Source organism: Nocardioides sp. QY071, from assembly GCF_029961765.1.
In the GTDB taxonomy this organism is placed as follows: Bacteria; Actinomycetota; Actinomycetes; order Propionibacteriales; family Nocardioidaceae; genus Nocardioides.
This window is the reverse complement of sequence record NZ_CP124681.1, coordinates 4,935,751-4,950,853: the sequence shown is the minus strand read 5'-3', so window position 1 is coordinate 4,950,853 and position 15,103 is coordinate 4,935,751. Positions and strand designations below refer to the sequence as shown.

Genomic DNA, 15,103 nt, shown 5'->3' with positions numbered 1-15,103 from the left:
CTCCGGGCTCCGCTGGGGCTGGGCTCAGTCCCAGCTCCAGCGGATGCCCAGCGTCCCGGGGCCGAAGGACGTGACCGTGCGGCTCACGCTGGTCCCGAAGGTCTCGAGCTCGACGACCTCCTCGTGGCCGTCGACGATCGTGTAGTACTCGCAGTGCGTGGGCATGTCGTCCGGGTCGAACCGGATCCACAGGCTGATCGAGCGCATCTTGCGCACGGCCCAGTAGAAGTAGCTGTTGTCGTCGGGGTCGGGCGTCCGGTAGACGACCTCCTGCTCGAGCAGCGTGCTCTCGCCGGGCCCCAGCGGCCGGTCCAGGATCATCTCGCCGACGACGATGCCGCGCTCCTCGTCGTGGGTGATCTCGCCGAGCCGGAAGCCGCCGAGCGAGGTCACGCCGGGGGTCAGCGCCCCGGGCCGCACCCGCAGGATGAAGGCCCGCCGGTCGGCATTCACGCGCACCGACTCGACCACGACGATGTAGGTCATCCGCAGGGGTGAGCGGTCCGGCCCGATGATGTACTTCAGCGTCACCTCCTGGTCGATCAGCCGGTCGGACGGCGACAGGAAGCCGAGGTCGTCGAGGAGGACCTGGATCCGGTCGGCGTCGTCGCTGAGGTCGGACAGCAGGTCGGGCGCGACCCGGCGCCGGCGCCCCTCGATCAGCGCCTCCAGGGCTCCCGGCTCGAGGCCGAGGACCTCCTCGACCTGGGCGAGCGCGCGCAGCGACCGCTCCTGCTCGGGCTCGCGCTGGCCGGAGCGCCAGTAGCTCAGGGTCGCCAGGCTGACGCCGGCACCGCGCGCGCTCAGCACGCGGTGCAGCGCGCTCAAGCTCATCGCACGGTCCGAGAGAGCCCGGTCGAAGGCCAATGAGAACGGGCCCCTCCGCATGAGGCGACCCTAACCAACAGCCCTCAGGACGCGCGCGGGACCTCCCCGCCCAGCCGCAAGTGGCGCTCGACCCGCTTGATCCGCAGCATCATGGTCGCCGACGGTACGACGTGCCCGTGCACGTAGCTCGACAGCCGCGACGCCGACGTACCGACCCGGGCCGCGAACGCGCGCTGGCTCAGGCCGCTCATCGCCACGATCCGGCGTACCTCCGCCGCGACCGCGGCCCGTTCGCGGTCCGACTCACGTTGCTGGCAGGCCCGACGGAACTCCTCGACCGCGCGCCGGACCCGGGGATCGGCCGCCCGGAGCACCTCCTCGGTGGCGGGGTCGGTCTCGGTGGACCACGGCCGGTACGCCACCCGGGCCAGCGTCGGACCCCAGCCCAGCGGGTCGTCCCCGTCGGCCGGCGGGTCGGCCTCGAGCGCGGCGAGGAGCAGCCACCCCGCCGGGTGGTTCCTCTCGGCGAGCCCTGCCAGGACGGCCGCCGCCGCGACCGTCGCCGGCCAGTCCCGCGTTCCCTCGTGCGTGCCCGACATGCAAGCCCCTCTCCCGGTGTCCTCCGCTCCGGGCAGCACGTTAGGGAGGTGGGCTTCACGCGCCGTGTCCTCGAATGTGAAGGGCCGGACCTGCTCCGGTCATCGGGCACCGGGCACACTCGACGCGTGAGCGCCATCGTCCCCGAGGAGCAGTCGGGCTTCCTGCGTGAGCTCCGGCTGTTCCACCTGAACTACAAGTTCGGCCTCGACGAGATCCTGACCAAGATCAACATCCTGCGCGAGGAGATGACCTTCCGCGACGGGGCCAACCCGATCGAGCACGTCACCTCGCGGATCAAGACCATCGACAGCCTGCGCCGGAAGGCCGAGCGGATCGGCTGTCCGTTGGAGCTCGACGCGATCGCTGAGCAGATCCGCGACATCGCCGGCGTCCGCATCGTGTGCAGCTTCATCTCCGACGTCTACCGGGTCCTCGAGATGCTCACCTCGCAGCCTGACGTCACGGTGCGCCAGGTCAAGGACTACGTCGCGCAGCCCAAGGCCAACGGATACCGGAGCCTGCACGCGATCGTCGAGATCCCGGTCTTCTTGTCCGACACGACCCACGCGGTGCCGATCGAGGTCCAGATCCGCACGGTGGCGATGGACTTCTGGGCCAGCGTCGAGCACAAGATCTACTACAAGTACGCCAAGGACGTGCCGGCCGAGCTCGTCGAGGAGCTCTCCGCCGCCGCCCGGGTCGCCCACGACCTCGACACCCGGATGGGCGAGCTGCACCGCATCGTGCACGGGTGAACTCGGGGGTGACATCGGGCTCGGGACCCCCGAGCCCGCCCGTGCCGCACCCAGAATCAGGGACATGCACAGCAGGCTCCCGATCGTCGTACGACGCACGACGGAGTTCGACGCGCTCGTCGAGCTCCGTCTGCAGCGCCTGCGCACCGAGATCGACGCAGCCCGCTCGCGGTTGGCCGACGAGCCCGAGATCGAGGTCCTGACCCACCTGTGCACCGTGCTCGCCGGGCTGGGCGAGCGCCTGGAGAGCCGATGACGGCGCAGCCTGTGGTCGCCGTAGGGCTCGGTCAGTCGGTCGGGTCGAGCAGCCCGAGGAGCCGCGCCCTGAGCACCACCGCGTCGCGGGAGCGTGCGTCGAGCTTGCGACGAAGGCTGGCCAGGTGGGTCTTGACCGTGTTGACCGAGACGAAGTTGGCCTTCGCGATCTCGGGCAGCGACAGGCCGGAGGCGAGGTCCTCCAGCAGGTCGCGCTCGCGCCTGGTCACGCTCACCAGATCGACCGACTTGGGATAGATGTCGGTGATCCCGCGCCGGTCGAGGACGTCGAGCAGGTCGGCGAGGCCGGGCACCTCGGTGACGAGGTCGTCGAGGGTGGTCCGGGGGACCGTGGCGAGGGCGCGCGGCGCGTTCTGCTCCTGAGCGCGGGCCACGCCGCGCTGGGCAGCCTCGACGGCGCCCGGCCGGTCACCCGTCGCGTGCCGGGCAGCCGCGATCACCAGCAGGGCCTCGGTCACCGACCGGCGGCTCGCGGCGCTGTCCTGGACGACGGTCCCGGCCGCGGCGAGGGCCGCCTCGTGCTCACCGGTGAGGAGCAGCGTCCGGGCGCGGAGGACGCGGCCCGTGCCCGCGAGGTCCGGTACGCCGCTGAGCGCGGCCAGTGCGCGATTGGCCTGTCCCGTCGCGAGGTGGACGTCGGACCACAGCAGCGGGACGACTGCGGCCGCGAGGCCGGCCCGGGTCAGTGCCGTGCGCTGCGCCGCCATCGAGTCCTCGACGACGTGGCGTGCGTACGCGGTGTCGCCGCGGGTCAGCGCGTGTCGCACCTGGATCCACAGGTGGACCACCCATTGCTCGCCGCGTTGGCTGGGGTGGGGCATCGCACGCACGTGCTGCTCGGCCTCCCGATCGAGCCCGTCGATCGCGTGGAGGGCCCGCACCGCGGTGAGGTTGGACTCGACGAAGCCGTCGACCCACAGGTCGGGACGGCGTCCGGCGCGCGCCGCCTCGTCGAGCCAGCCGACGCTGGCGGCGTACGCACCCCGCAGCGCCTCGACCAGGGCGAGCTTGCCGGCGGTGCCCCGGGCGACGAAGCCGTACGGATCCCGCTCCCGGTGCGTCCAGGCCGTGAGGAACGAAGTCCGCGCGGCTGTCAGGTCGCCGGCGACCTGGGCGGTGATCCCGGCCTGGAGGTGCCAGTAGGGCAGGATCCGGCCGCGGTCGCCGTACCAGGGATAGACACTGGCCTCGGCCAGGGGCGCGGCCGCCCGGACGATCTCCATCGCCTCCTCGAAACGGCCCAGCCGGCGGCGGGTGACGAGAGGCAGCAACGCCTGGCGCAGCCGGATGTCGCCGTTGCGGGCGAACTCGGCCTCGGCCTCGTCGGCGGTGGGGGGCAGGCGCACAGGGGTGGTGCCGACCGGCAGTCGCCCGATGTCCTCGAGCCGGAACGCCAGGCCGGGCAGGTCGGCGGCGAGCTCGACCGGAAGGTCGAGGGTGGCCGCGTACATCGCCGCGGCGTACGGACCGTGGGCCAGGTCCACGCCCCACCGGTCGATGATCCGGGCCGTCCGTTCGAGGTCGCCGAGGGTGCGAGCCGCCGTGAGCCCGGCGTCGAGTCGTCCGGAGACCAGGCGCAGGTCGGCCTGCCGCCGCAGCAGCTGGGCGACCCGGTCGGGCTGGTCGCGGCGCAGCGCGTCGCACACGCGCGCCGCACGGACCCCTGAGGCGAGCGTGACGGCGGCGTCCTCCGCGCGCAGCGCGAGGTGACCGGCGTCGATGGCGTCCTGGGCCGCGGTCGTGGTGCCGGGGCCGCCGAGGTCGTCGAGCTCGGCGATCTCGGTCGGGCCGAGGACCGCGATGATCTCGACGACGTCGTGGTGTGCGGGGTCGACGTCCAGCAACGGGAGCTCCTCGGATGCCGGTCCCACTCCGAGCCGTCGTGGGGGCAGCCGGGACCGGTGCCGCCCCAGACGCCGACAAGGCTAACGTGCCGCTGCCCCCTCTCTCCCAGGAGTCCTGTCGTGCCCGTGCAGCGTCTGCGTCCGGCGAGTGTCGCCGCCCTCTGCGTCACCGAGCTCTGCGCCCTCGGTGCCCTGGTGGTCCCGCTCGTCGTGGGCCTGAGCCTGCTCGTGCGCGAGCTTGACTCCGGCCTCGCGCCGGAGACGCGGTTGAGCTGGGTGGAGACCACGGGGGCGCTGGCCGGGATGACCTTCAACCCGGTGTGGGGCTGGCTCAGCGACCGCCGGGTCCGGCGGGGCGGGGACCGCACGCGGTGGATCGTCGGTGGCACGGTCTGCGGCTGCGCCTTCGCGGTCACCGCGACCTTCATGCCGAACCTGCCCTTGCTCGTCGCGGTCTGGGCCTGCGCCCAGGCGTCCTACAGCGCGACCTTCGCGGCGCTCTACGGGACCCTCTCGGACGTCGTACCACCGGCCGACCGGACCCGGGTGTCGGGTTGGTTCGCCGCGGCGGCGACCGGTGCGATCGCGCTGGGCGGCCTGATCGGGTACGCCCTGCTGAGCGGTCACTTCGGCGCGGTGCTCCGGGAGCCGCGTGCGTCGTTCGTGCTGCTCTCGATCGTCGCGGTCCCGGTGGCCGCCGTCGCCGCGTGGCACCTGCGCACGCTCGAGCCGTTCCCGCACGAGCCCGCGCCGGTACGACGTCCCGCGGACGGTCCGCGAGGGCTCGTCGCCGTGCTGGCGGGAGCGGGGGCGCCCTACTGGTGGCTGTGGTTGCAGCGCCTGTTCGCGCAAGCCGCGTACAGCTGCCTGACCGTCTACGGCGTGTTCTTCCTGATCCGGCGGGTGGGCCGCGAGCCGCACGACGCCGCTTCCCTGGTCGCCCTGGTGACCGCGATCGGTGCTGCGACCGGGATGGTGATGGCGATCGGCGGCGCCCGGGCACTGGCCCGGCGAGTCGGGTACCGGCCGGTCATGGCCGGCGGGATCCTGCTGCTGCTCGGCGCCAACCTGGTACTCACCACGGCGACCGGGACGCCGGCGTACGTCCTGGCCCTGCTCTGCGCCGGCGCGGGCCTGGGCACCTACGTCGCACTCGACCTCGCCGTGGCGCTGGCCGTGCTGCCGCACGGCGCGAACGGTCGCCTGCTCGGCTACTTCAACATCGCCCGGACGCTGCCGCAGACCGTCGTCCCCGCCCTGGGCCCCGCGTTCCTCGCGATCGGCAGCGGGGACCTCGTCGGCGTCGACCCGTCCCGCAACTACTTCGCCTTCTTCGTCTTCGGCAGCGCTCTCGCGGCGGTGGCGCTGGTGCTGTTGACCCGGATGACGCTCCCGGAGCGCGACTCGATGGGATGAGACGTGGGGTGAGGTTCCCTCATCCTGCGCACGTCGGACCGAGTGAGCCCCGATGCTCACGAAGCGAGGAGCAGGACCCCGTCCCCCTGGGGGTCCTGTCGTCCTCGGTCTCGTGCCCCCACTCGGAAGGTCCCCCCCGTGAATCGCATCCTGGCCGCACGCGTCCCGGCGCTCGTGGCGCTGGTGCTCGCCCTCATCGCCTCCGGTGTCGGGGTCCTGCTCCCGACCTCGGCCGCGGCGGCTGGCAGCGGCGTGCTCAACATCGTCGTCACACCCGTCGACCTGAGCGACGGCTCGACGATCACGGACATCCAGGAAGGCGCGCACGGCAACAAGGTCACCTACCGGGTGCAGTACTCCTGCACCACGGCTGCCTGTGACAGCACCCAGGTGCAGTTCTCGACCCCGCCGGTCGACCCGTGGGGCCTGCTCCCCGCCGGGCAGACCATCCTCCAGTACGCGTCCTGGGTCGCGCCCGCCGCGGGCGGCGGCACGATCGGCGGCACCGACGCGACCGGCAAGGTGGTCGACCTCGGCAACCTCGCAGCCGGCACGTCGGGCACGTTCTCGGTGACCTACGGCTACCAGTCCTCGCGCAACCGGGAGGTCCCCAACGGCTCGTTCTACACGAACGGCTTCGACGTCCCCATGTCGGCCACGATCAGCTCGGCCACCGCCACCGCTCCGAAGACCTCGGACACCGCGGTGACGTGGCACATCGGGACGCCCAACGCCCCGTCGGCGAACCTCGCGCCGAACAACGGCACCTTCGACACCGACCTGCAGGAGACCTTCTCCATCGCGGTCAACCCCGGCAACATGAAGACCAACCCGGGGTCCAACGTGGCCGGTGCGGCCGACTACGTGGCGACCGGCAACTACCGGATCGTCTACACCGTGCCGGCCCAGGCCGTCATCGACGAGGCGAGCCACGGCGGTGTGGTCGACAACGCCAACCACACGGTCACCTGGACCAAGGGCTCGCTCGCCAGCCCGTCGTACGGCGCCCGCGGTGGCTTCGGCATCGCGGCCCTCAGCGGGTTCAACAGTGGCGGCGCGGCGTCGAACAACTCCCTGGTCGGTGACGACGACGACGCCTTCTGGAGCCCGCGCACGGTCAAGGTGCGCTTCCTCGGCGAGAACTTCCCGTCGGCGGATGCCGACGGCTGCAACTTCAACGAGCAGGTGAGCTCGACCCTCGACGTCACGGTGAACTACCTCGACCAGGCACGCACGCAGAAGACGCTGAGCCGCACCCAGACCAACAAGGTCGCCTGCACCACGCCGTTCGGTGGCGGGACCTCCTCGAAGACGGTCGTGGGCGGTGCCACCAGTGCCTTCGGAGACGGCGATCTCGGCGGGGGCGTCTACGCCGTCAACGTGCCCGCGCCGGGCGAGACCGACACCGGTGTGCGGGAGTGGCGGGTGGCGGCCTCCAACCAGGGCAACGTCGATGCCACCGCGGTGATCGACGAGCCGAACCTGGACCTCGACCACGTCAAGGTCCACCGGATCACGGCCTTCGCCTACGCCGGTGCGCCGTCCACCTGGCGCGCCGCGGTCGAGTGGGTGGACAACACCGGTGTCAGCGGTACCTCACAGCTCGCGACCAATGGCTTCGTCGATGCTGCCGCGGGTCGCTGGTTCGTGAGCGCGCGGACGACAGCGCCACTCGAGGCCGGCCGGATCCTCCCCACGGACAGCACGGCGACCACCATGCAGATGGGCTACCGCTTCCGCGTCGACGACGGTGCCGTACCGCTCCTCGGCGAGCAGCGCACCAACACCGCGGACGTCTCGTTGACCTACCCCGCGGACGCCGACGGGGACGGGACGCCCGACGACTACGTCAACCTGCAGGGGCAGCCGCTGCCGACCCGCCAGGTCTCCTCGCAACCCTCGCGGACCGTGAGGTACACCCAGCCGCTCGCCACGCTCGCTCCCGGCTGGTCCGGCAACCCCGTCGTGTCAGGCGGTGGGACGCCGATCCCCGGCACCGAGGTCACCTTCCGGCTGCGCGCCCTGACGTCGAACGTCTGGCCCGGGACGTCGGTCCAGCCCCAGCTGGTCTTCATCGCCCCCGAGAACTGGGAGGTCGTGCCGGGCTCGGCGGCCTTCGTGGCGGCGGGCACCGGCAACACGGCGACGGCTCCCGCCGGCGTCACCTTCGAGTACCGCACGGTGACCCTCAACGGCGTCCCGCGCAGCGTCGCGGTCGCGACGTACCCGGGACCCGTGGCGCTGAGCTCGGCGACCAACGACTACTGGCCCACGCTCAGCGTGGTCGCGCGGCCGACGGCAGCAGCCGTTCCCGGTGCCACCCCCTCGGCCACCGTGTGGGCGGGGGACCAGAGCGAGAGCTGGACGGACGCCACGGGCAACGCGTACGTCTCGGGACCCGACCAGTTCCGGGTCAGCGCGCTCGGCGTGGACGCCCCGGACGTCGATGGCGACGGCAACACGACCGAGGAGTACGCCGCCGTGACGACGGCGTACCCGAACCTCGCGGTCGCGGCGTCCGACGGCCTGACCGTCGTCAAGTCGCTCTGCATCCCTGACCCGGACGCGACGGACGGCTGCACCTGGGTCTCCGACCCCTCGCAGGTGCACGAGATCCCGGCCTCGGAGTCGAGTGTGAAGTACCGGATCACCCTGACCAACGGCGGCAACACCGCGTTGCAGGACGTCGTCGCCTACGACGTCATGCCGCACGTCGGTGACACCGGCCTGCTGGCCGACCCCGACCCGCGCGGCTCGGAGTTCGACCTGCTCATCGACTCCGTCGAGTCGAGCACCGCCAACGCGGACCTGGCGTTCTCCGCCTCGACCAACCCCGCCCGGCCGGAGGTTAACCCGACCGCCACCGGCACCGTGAACGACTGGGGTGCCGGCGCCGCGGGCAAGAAGGCGATCCGGCTGACGGTCCCCGGTGGTCTCGGCGCGGGCCAGAACGCGTCGGTCGTGCTCGTCGCCGCCGTGGCACCGGGTTCCCCCGCCAACAAGGTCGCGTGCAACACCGTCGCGGCGGACTCCGCGGCGACGCTTCCCGTCGAGCCGCTCCCGGTGTGCGTCACGCGTGAGGCGGGCATGCCCTCCCTCGCGACGACCAAGTCGGCCGTGCTCACCACCGACGGCGGCACCCACGGCGTGGCGGATGCGGGCGACGTCATCACCTACACGGTGAGCGTCGAGAACACCGGCAACATCGCGGTCGCCGACGTGTCCGTCTCCGACGAGCTGCCCGGCCTGTCCGCCGTGACGCCGGCGAGCGTCGCGACGCTCGCGCCGGGTGATGTCCAGGAGTTCACGGCGACGTACACGGTCACGCAGGCCGACGTCGACAACGGTGGCGTCGTCCGCAACACCGCCACCGCGCAGGGAACCGGGCCGGACGGCCCGGTCACCTCGCCGCCGGCCTCGGCCGACGTGACGCTGGTCGCCGCGGCACCGAGCCTGCTGACCGACAAGGAGGCCGATCTCCAGGACGCCAACGGCAACGGCAAGGCCGACGAGGGCGAGAAGATCGCCTACACCTTCACCGTCCGCAACAACGGCAACGTCACCCTCGAGGGCGTCACCGTGGACGACCCGATGGTCACCGGCATCACCCCGGCCTCGGCGACGATCGCGCCGGGCGCCAACCAGGTGTTCACCGCGAGCCTCTACACGGTGACCCAGGCCGACGTCGACGGCGGCGGCCCGATCGTCAACCGCGCGTCGGCGAGCGGCACCGACCCCGCGGGCGGCGACGTGACCTCCCCGGACGACACGACGTCGACCGACACGGCGACCCGCACCCCGGGCATCGCGATCGACAAGTCGGCCGCGATCACGACGGACGAGGGGGTCGCCGGCAAGGCCGACGCGGGTGACGTGATCACCTATTCCTTCGAGGTCGAGAACACCGGCAACGTGACCCTCGCCGCGGTGAGCGTCGTCGACGCCCTCCCCGGCCTCTCGCCGACCTCGCCGCTGCAGGTGGCGTCGCTGGCACCGGGCGCTAGTACGACGTTCACCGCGACGTACGTCGTGAGCCAGGCAGAAGTGGACGGTGGCGCGCCGATCCACAACTCCGCCGTGGCCAGGGGCACGGCGCCCGGCGGCGCGACCGCGACGTCTCTGCCGGACGCCACCGACACCGACGTGGCTCCGCCGACACCGGGACTGGCGATCGACAAGACCGCCGTGCTCGACGACACCAACCACAACGGCGCGGCGGACGAGGGCGAGGTCATCACGTACTCGTTCTCGGCGCAGAACACCGGCAACGTGACCCTCACCGGCGTCACCGTGAGCGACCCGCTGGACGGTCTCTCGGCGATCACGCCTGCGTCCGTGGCGATCCTGGCACCCGGCGACGACGCCGTCTTCTCGGCGACCTACGCGGTGACCCAGGACGATGTCGACACCGGCGGGACGGTGCACAACTCCGCCGTCGCGAAGGGCACCGCGCCCGGCGCGGTCGCCCTGACCTCGGACCCCGACACGACCGACACGAACCTCGTGCCGGGCGCACCGGGGATCGCGCTGGACAAGAAGTCCCTGCTCGATGACACCAACGGCAACGGAAAGGCCGACGCCGGCGAGGAGATCGCCTACACGTTCGAGGTCGAGAACACCGGCAACGTCACGGTGAGCGGCGTCAGCGTCACCGACCCGGAGGTCGCGGGCATCGCTCCCGCCAGCGCGACGATCGCCCCCGGCGACACGGCGACCTTCACCTCCGACCCGTACGTCGTCACCCAGGGTGACGTCGACGACGGGGTCGTGCACAACGTGGCGTCCGCCGCGGGCACGGCGCCCGGAGGCGTGCCGGTGAACGGCGACGACGTCGACGACGTCGACACCGTCGAGGCGCACCCCGACGTGACGGTGGTGAAGTCCGCGGAGCTGACGCTCGACGAGCACGTGCAGGGCAAGGCCGACGTGGACGACGTGGTGACCTACACGTTCAAGGTCCGCAACGACGGCAAGGCGACCGCCTTCGACGTCACGGTGACCGACGCCCTGCCGGGTCTCAGCACCGTCTCACCGGCGGGCGTGGCCAGCCTCGCACCCGGTGCCGAGGCGGAGTTCACGGCGACGTACCGGGTCACTCGGGCCGACGTGAAGCGCGGAAGCATCGACAACACGGCCACCGCGACCTTCCGCGGTCCCGTCCGCGGTGGCGTGACCCCGGCGCCCGTCGAGGTCGACTCCAACCAGGTGACGACCCCCACTGGGGGCCTGGGGGCGCCGGCGATCACGACGGCTGCCTCGGACCGCAAGGTCGCGATGTCGGTTCGCAGCAACGGCACACCGAACGCCGTCCAGCTGCACGACGTGGTGACGCTGAACGGGTTCGAGGTGGGTGGCGACGCGCAGGGGACCGCCACGCTCTACGGTCCCGTGTCCCAACCGTCGGCCGCCATGTGCGTCCCGGCCAAGGCCGTCGCCACGGTCGGCTTCGCGCCCGTCAACGGCACGACCCGGACGCCTTCGGTCGCCGTCACCGAGCCCGGCTACTACACCTGGGTCGTGAGCACCGGTGCCGACCGCCGCAACGAGGCGGCCAGCCACGCCTGTGGTCTCGCCGAGGAGACGACGCTCGTGCACCGGGCCGATGTCGACAAGGTGAGGATCGAGACCGGCTTCTCCGGGACCGCTCCGGCGACCGCGCGCCGGGCCAAGGCTGCCCGGATCTCCATCCCGGCGCTCGGGATGAGGGCCAGGCTCGAGACGGTCGGTGTGCGCAAGAGCTCGATGGTGATCCCGAAGAACGTTGCCAAGGGCGGCTGGCTGGCGAGCTCGGCCGCACCTGGCGAGGCGATCGGTGCGACGGTGATCGCCGGCCACGTCTCCGACCGGCACGACCGTCGGGGTCCGTTCGGCAAGCTGACGAAGGCGCGCAAGGGACAGGTGATCACCGTGCGCGGCGCGGACGGCACGGTGCAGAGGTACCGCATCGCGCGGATCTACACGCAGCTGCGCACGAGGGGCTTCACCGGCGATCCGGTCAGCACCACGGGCCCCCACCAGCTCACCCTGGTCACCTGCACCGGCAAGGTCACCTATCCCAACGGCCGCTACCACTACACGAAGAACCTCGTCGTCGTCGCGACCCCGATCGGGTAGCGGAGCGCGTCGCGACCCGGTCCCGTCCTCACCGACGGGACCGGGTCCAGACGTCGACTGCCGTACGCAGATCTAGAACAGGTTCTATGGTGTCCTCGGCATGCTGCCGCGAACTCCAGGAGGACCCATGACCGACCAGCCCGCTCACCGCCCCCAGCGCTTCACCGGCCGCCGGGTCGTCGTCACGGGTGCCGCCGGCGGCCTCGGGCAGGTCGTCGCCGGGCTGTTCCGCGCCGAGGGCGCGACCGTGGTCGCCACCGACGTGGTCGCCGCCGACGGTGTCGTGGCCTGCGACCTGTCCGACGACGCCGCCCGCGACGCGTTCGTGGCCGACGCCCTCGCCGAGCTCGGCGGCCTCGACGTGCTGTGCAACGTCGCCGGGATCCAGAAGTTCGCCGAGGTCGGCGCGATCACCGCCGACCTGCTGCGCAAGCACTTCGACGTCAACGCCCTCGCGCCGATCATGCTCGCCCAGGCCTGCGCCGACGCGCTCGTCGCGAGCAAGGGCAATGTCGTCTCGGTCGCCTCGATCTCGGCCGTGATGGGCCAGCCCTACAACGCGCCGTACTGCTCCTCGAAGGCCGCGCTCCTGCTCGGCATGCGGGCCCTTGCCGTCGAGTTCGGCACGAAGGGCGTGCGGGTCAACTGCGTGTCCCCGGGCGGCATCGCGACGCCGATGGTCGAGGCCGCGGCCGCCGGGCTGCCCGCCGACACCAACTGGGACCTGGTCGCCCGCAGCACCTCGGTCATCCCCGGCTTCATGCCGCCCGCCGACGTCGCCGAAGCGCTGCTCTACCTCGCCTCCGACGCCGCCGCGTCGGTCACCGGTGCCAACCTCGTCGTCGACCGCGGCGTCGTCTGGTGAGTACTCGCCGGGCCGTCGTCACCGGTGCGGGGCCGCGCTCGATCGGTCGTGCCGTCGCCGACGCGCTGCTCGCCGACGGCTGGGACGTCACGGTCACCCGCCGCGACACCCTCGACCTCGCCGACCGGGCGTCGGTCGCGGCCTTCGCTGCGTCGTACGCCGAGCAGGCCGACCGCCTCGACCTGCTGGTCAACAGCGCCGGCATCCACCTCGACCTCGGCTCGCGGTGGACCGAGCCGCAGCTGCTCGAAGGGCACGAGATCCACTGGCGCACGAACTACCTCGGCACCGTCGACCTGACGACGGCGCTGCTCCCACTGCTCCTCGCCGCTGGCGGTGGCACCGTGGTGCACGTCGTCTCCCAGCTGCACGAGCGTGGCACCACCGACCAGCTGCTCGGCCGGCCGGTCGACTACGACTCGTGGGCGTCGTACGGCACCTCCAAGCTGGGCCTGGTCCACCACGCCGCCCTCCTCGCCGAGCGGTACGGCGACCGGGGGCTCCGCGCCCTGTCCGTGCACCCCGGCGCGGTGTCGACGAACATCGCCGACCGGGGCCTCGAGACCCGCCCGCTGCTGCGCCGGCTGCGCAGCCTCGCCCTGCCCCTCGAGCGGCGCACCCTGATGACGCCCGAGGAGTCGGCCGCTCACCTGGTCCGGATCGCGACCGATCCGTCGGCCGCATCGGGCTACTACCGCAAGAGCCGGCCCCTCGACCCGGCCCCGGCCGCCGGCGACCTCGAGGCGCGGGCCGAGCTCGCCGCGACGACGGAGGCGTGGCTGGCCGCTAGGCGGTGAGGGCGTCGGCCAGGAATCGCAGCTGGCCGGGCACCACCCGCCGCCAGTACCCGACGTCGTGTCCACCCCGACTGAACCCGCCGGCCGGCCGCGGAGCCAGGTCGGCGACCAGGTCGCGGGTCGCCGGGTAGAACGGGTCGCCCTTGCCGCAGTCCACCCGCAGCGGTACGCCGGCGAGCGTCTCCTCGCGACCGAAGATCGTCACCCGCGCGAAGTCGGCGGCGTCGTCGTACGAGCCGGGACTGGTGTCGGCGTACCGGTGCCAGAGCGCGGGGCTCATCACCCCCACGCCCTGGAGCGCGCTGCCCAGCGCCGGCACCAGGTGGAGCGCGCCGAACCCGCCCATCGACCAGCCCAGCAACGCGACCCGGCTGGTGTCGAGGCCACGCTTCGCGATCAGTGGCAGGAACTCCTCGACCACCATCGCTCCGGCATCCTCGCCGCTGCTCCGCTCGTGCCAGTAGGTGTCGCCTCCGTCGACGCTGGCGATCGCGAACGCCGGCATCCCGTCGGCCATCCCGGCCGCCAGGAACCGGTCGAGCGCCAGGTGCGAGCGCGCGAACGCCGACCGGTGGTCGTTGCGCCTCCCGTGCAGCACCACCACGACCGGAAGCCCGTCCGCCGGCGCGGCGATCGACCACCCGCACTGCGCGCCCTTCCGGGCCTGCGACACGAAGCTGCCCGAGGTGACCTCCGTGCCCCGGACGTCCGGCACCGGGCCAGCGGGTCCGTCGTCGGTCCGGTACCGGTACGCCGCTGCTCCCGCACCGCCGAGGGTCACCGCGCCACCGCCGGCGAAGAGCAGTCCGCGGCGGGAGAGGCGGCGAGGTCCGCGGTCACTCGTCGTCATCGTCGCGCAGCTCCTGCTCGAGGTCGCGCAGTGCCTGCGCGGCCAGGGTGTCGCCACCGGCCGCAGCGAGCCGGAAGTGCTCGATCGCGCCCTCGATGTCGCCCTGCTCGTCGAGCAGGACGGCGAGATTGTGGTGGGCATGCGCGTCGCCGAGCTCGGCCCCGGCCCGGTACGCCGCCTCCGCCGCGATCGGGTCCCCGAGCGCGTCGGCGTACAGGTTGCCGAGCGGGAGCATGCTCTCGACCTCGCCCATCAGCATTCCGCGCTCCAGCACCGCCCGGCCCTCCTCGACGCGCCCGGACCGGATGAGCAGACTGCCGAGATCGCTTCGGGCCGAGGCGTACAGCTCGGCGCCGGCGCGCAGGTCGTCCTCCAGGGACGGGTCCCACGAGGTGCACCACCGCCAGCAGGCCACGACCGCCGCGGCGGTCGTGTCGCCGGCCGCGGCCGCCCGTTCGGCCGTCTCCAGCGCCTCGTCCCGCCGGTCCAGCTCGCGCAGCGCGAATGCGACCTGCAAGATCGCGTCCTCGTCGCCGGCCGCCTCCGCGCGTTCGAACGCGGCCAACGCCTCCGGCCAGTGGCCGAGCTCGGACAGCGCGTTGCCCAGGTTGTAGGAGCCCAGCGCCGAGCCGAGCTCATCGGCCATCCGGAAGCAGTCGATGGCCGCCTCGGTACGCCCCATCTCCGCCAGCTCGCACCCGGTCTCGATCAGCGCCTCCTCGTCGGAGGGGTCGACGCTGGGTGGCATGCCCCGGAAT

Annotated in this window: 11 protein-coding genes; 6 read left to right on the top strand and 5 right to left on the bottom strand. The window is 72.4% G+C overall.

Annotated features, from left to right (window positions below):
* Positions 1–24: 24 nt before the first annotated feature.
* The gene (locus QI633_RS23870) at positions 25–834 is read right to left on the bottom strand and encodes a helix-turn-helix transcriptional regulator (protein WP_282427275.1); all 810 of its coding nucleotides are present in this window, start codon (positions 832–834) and stop codon (positions 25–27) included.
* Positions 835–911: 77 nt separating this feature from the next.
* Positions 912–1,427: a helix-turn-helix transcriptional regulator gene (locus QI633_RS23865; protein WP_141797046.1), complete on the bottom strand. Its 516-nt coding sequence runs from the start codon at positions 1,425–1,427 to the stop codon at positions 912–914.
* A 126-nt stretch (positions 1,428–1,553) separates the two neighbouring features.
* On the opposite strand from QI633_RS23865, the gene QI633_RS23860 reads away from it, so the two are divergent.
* Together QI633_RS23860 and QI633_RS23855 are read left to right on the top strand one after the other, a co-directional pair.
* Positions 1,554–2,183, top strand: coding sequence for a GTP pyrophosphokinase family protein (locus tag QI633_RS23860; RefSeq protein ID WP_260805739.1), 630 nt, complete (start codon positions 1,554–1,556; stop codon positions 2,181–2,183).
* Positions 2,184–2,247: 64 nt separating this feature from the next.
* On the top strand, positions 2,248–2,439 hold the full coding sequence (locus tag QI633_RS23855) for a hypothetical protein (protein ID WP_282427274.1): 192 nt from the start codon (positions 2,248–2,250) through the stop codon (positions 2,437–2,439).
* A 31-nt stretch (positions 2,440–2,470) separates the two neighbouring features.
* Here QI633_RS23855 and QI633_RS23850 read toward each other — a convergent pair whose 3' ends face one another.
* Complete coding sequence (locus QI633_RS23850; protein WP_282427273.1) at positions 2,471–4,303, bottom strand: LuxR C-terminal-related transcriptional regulator; 1,833 nt, start codon at positions 4,301–4,303, stop codon at positions 2,471–2,473.
* A gap of 120 nt (positions 4,304–4,423) precedes the next feature.
* Here QI633_RS23850 and QI633_RS23845 point away from each other — a divergent pair, with 120 nt between their 5' ends.
* From QI633_RS23845 to QI633_RS23830, 4 genes are all read left to right on the top strand, one after another.
* Positions 4,424–5,719, top strand: coding sequence for an MFS transporter (locus tag QI633_RS23845; RefSeq protein WP_282427272.1), 1,296 nt, complete (start codon positions 4,424–4,426; stop codon positions 5,717–5,719).
* Positions 5,720–5,857: 138 nt separating this feature from the next.
* A complete protein-coding gene (locus tag QI633_RS23840; protein ID WP_282427271.1) occupies positions 5,858–11,833 on the top strand; it encodes a sortase in 5,976 nt (1,991 codons plus the stop codon).
* Between the two features lie 127 nt (positions 11,834–11,960).
* Positions 11,961–12,698, top strand: a complete 738-nt coding sequence (locus tag QI633_RS23835; RefSeq protein WP_282427270.1) for an SDR family oxidoreductase — start codon at positions 11,961–11,963, stop codon at positions 12,696–12,698.
* Positions 12,695–13,495, top strand: a complete 801-nt coding sequence (locus QI633_RS23830) for an SDR family NAD(P)-dependent oxidoreductase (protein WP_282427269.1) — start codon at positions 12,695–12,697, stop codon at positions 13,493–13,495. Before QI633_RS23835 ends, QI633_RS23830 begins: the two co-directional genes overlap by 4 nt.
* Here the strand turns inward: QI633_RS23830 and QI633_RS23825 are convergent.
* Positions 13,485–14,345: an alpha/beta hydrolase-fold protein gene (locus tag QI633_RS23825; protein WP_282427268.1), complete on the bottom strand. Its 861-nt coding sequence runs from the start codon at positions 14,343–14,345 to the stop codon at positions 13,485–13,487. The genes QI633_RS23830 and QI633_RS23825 overlap by 11 nt on opposite strands.
* Complete coding sequence (locus QI633_RS23820) at positions 14,332–15,093, bottom strand: tetratricopeptide repeat protein (protein WP_141797054.1); 762 nt, start codon at positions 15,091–15,093, stop codon at positions 14,332–14,334. The genes QI633_RS23825 and QI633_RS23820 overlap by 14 nt, the downstream gene beginning before the upstream one ends.
* Between the last annotated feature and the right edge of the window lie 10 nt (positions 15,094–15,103).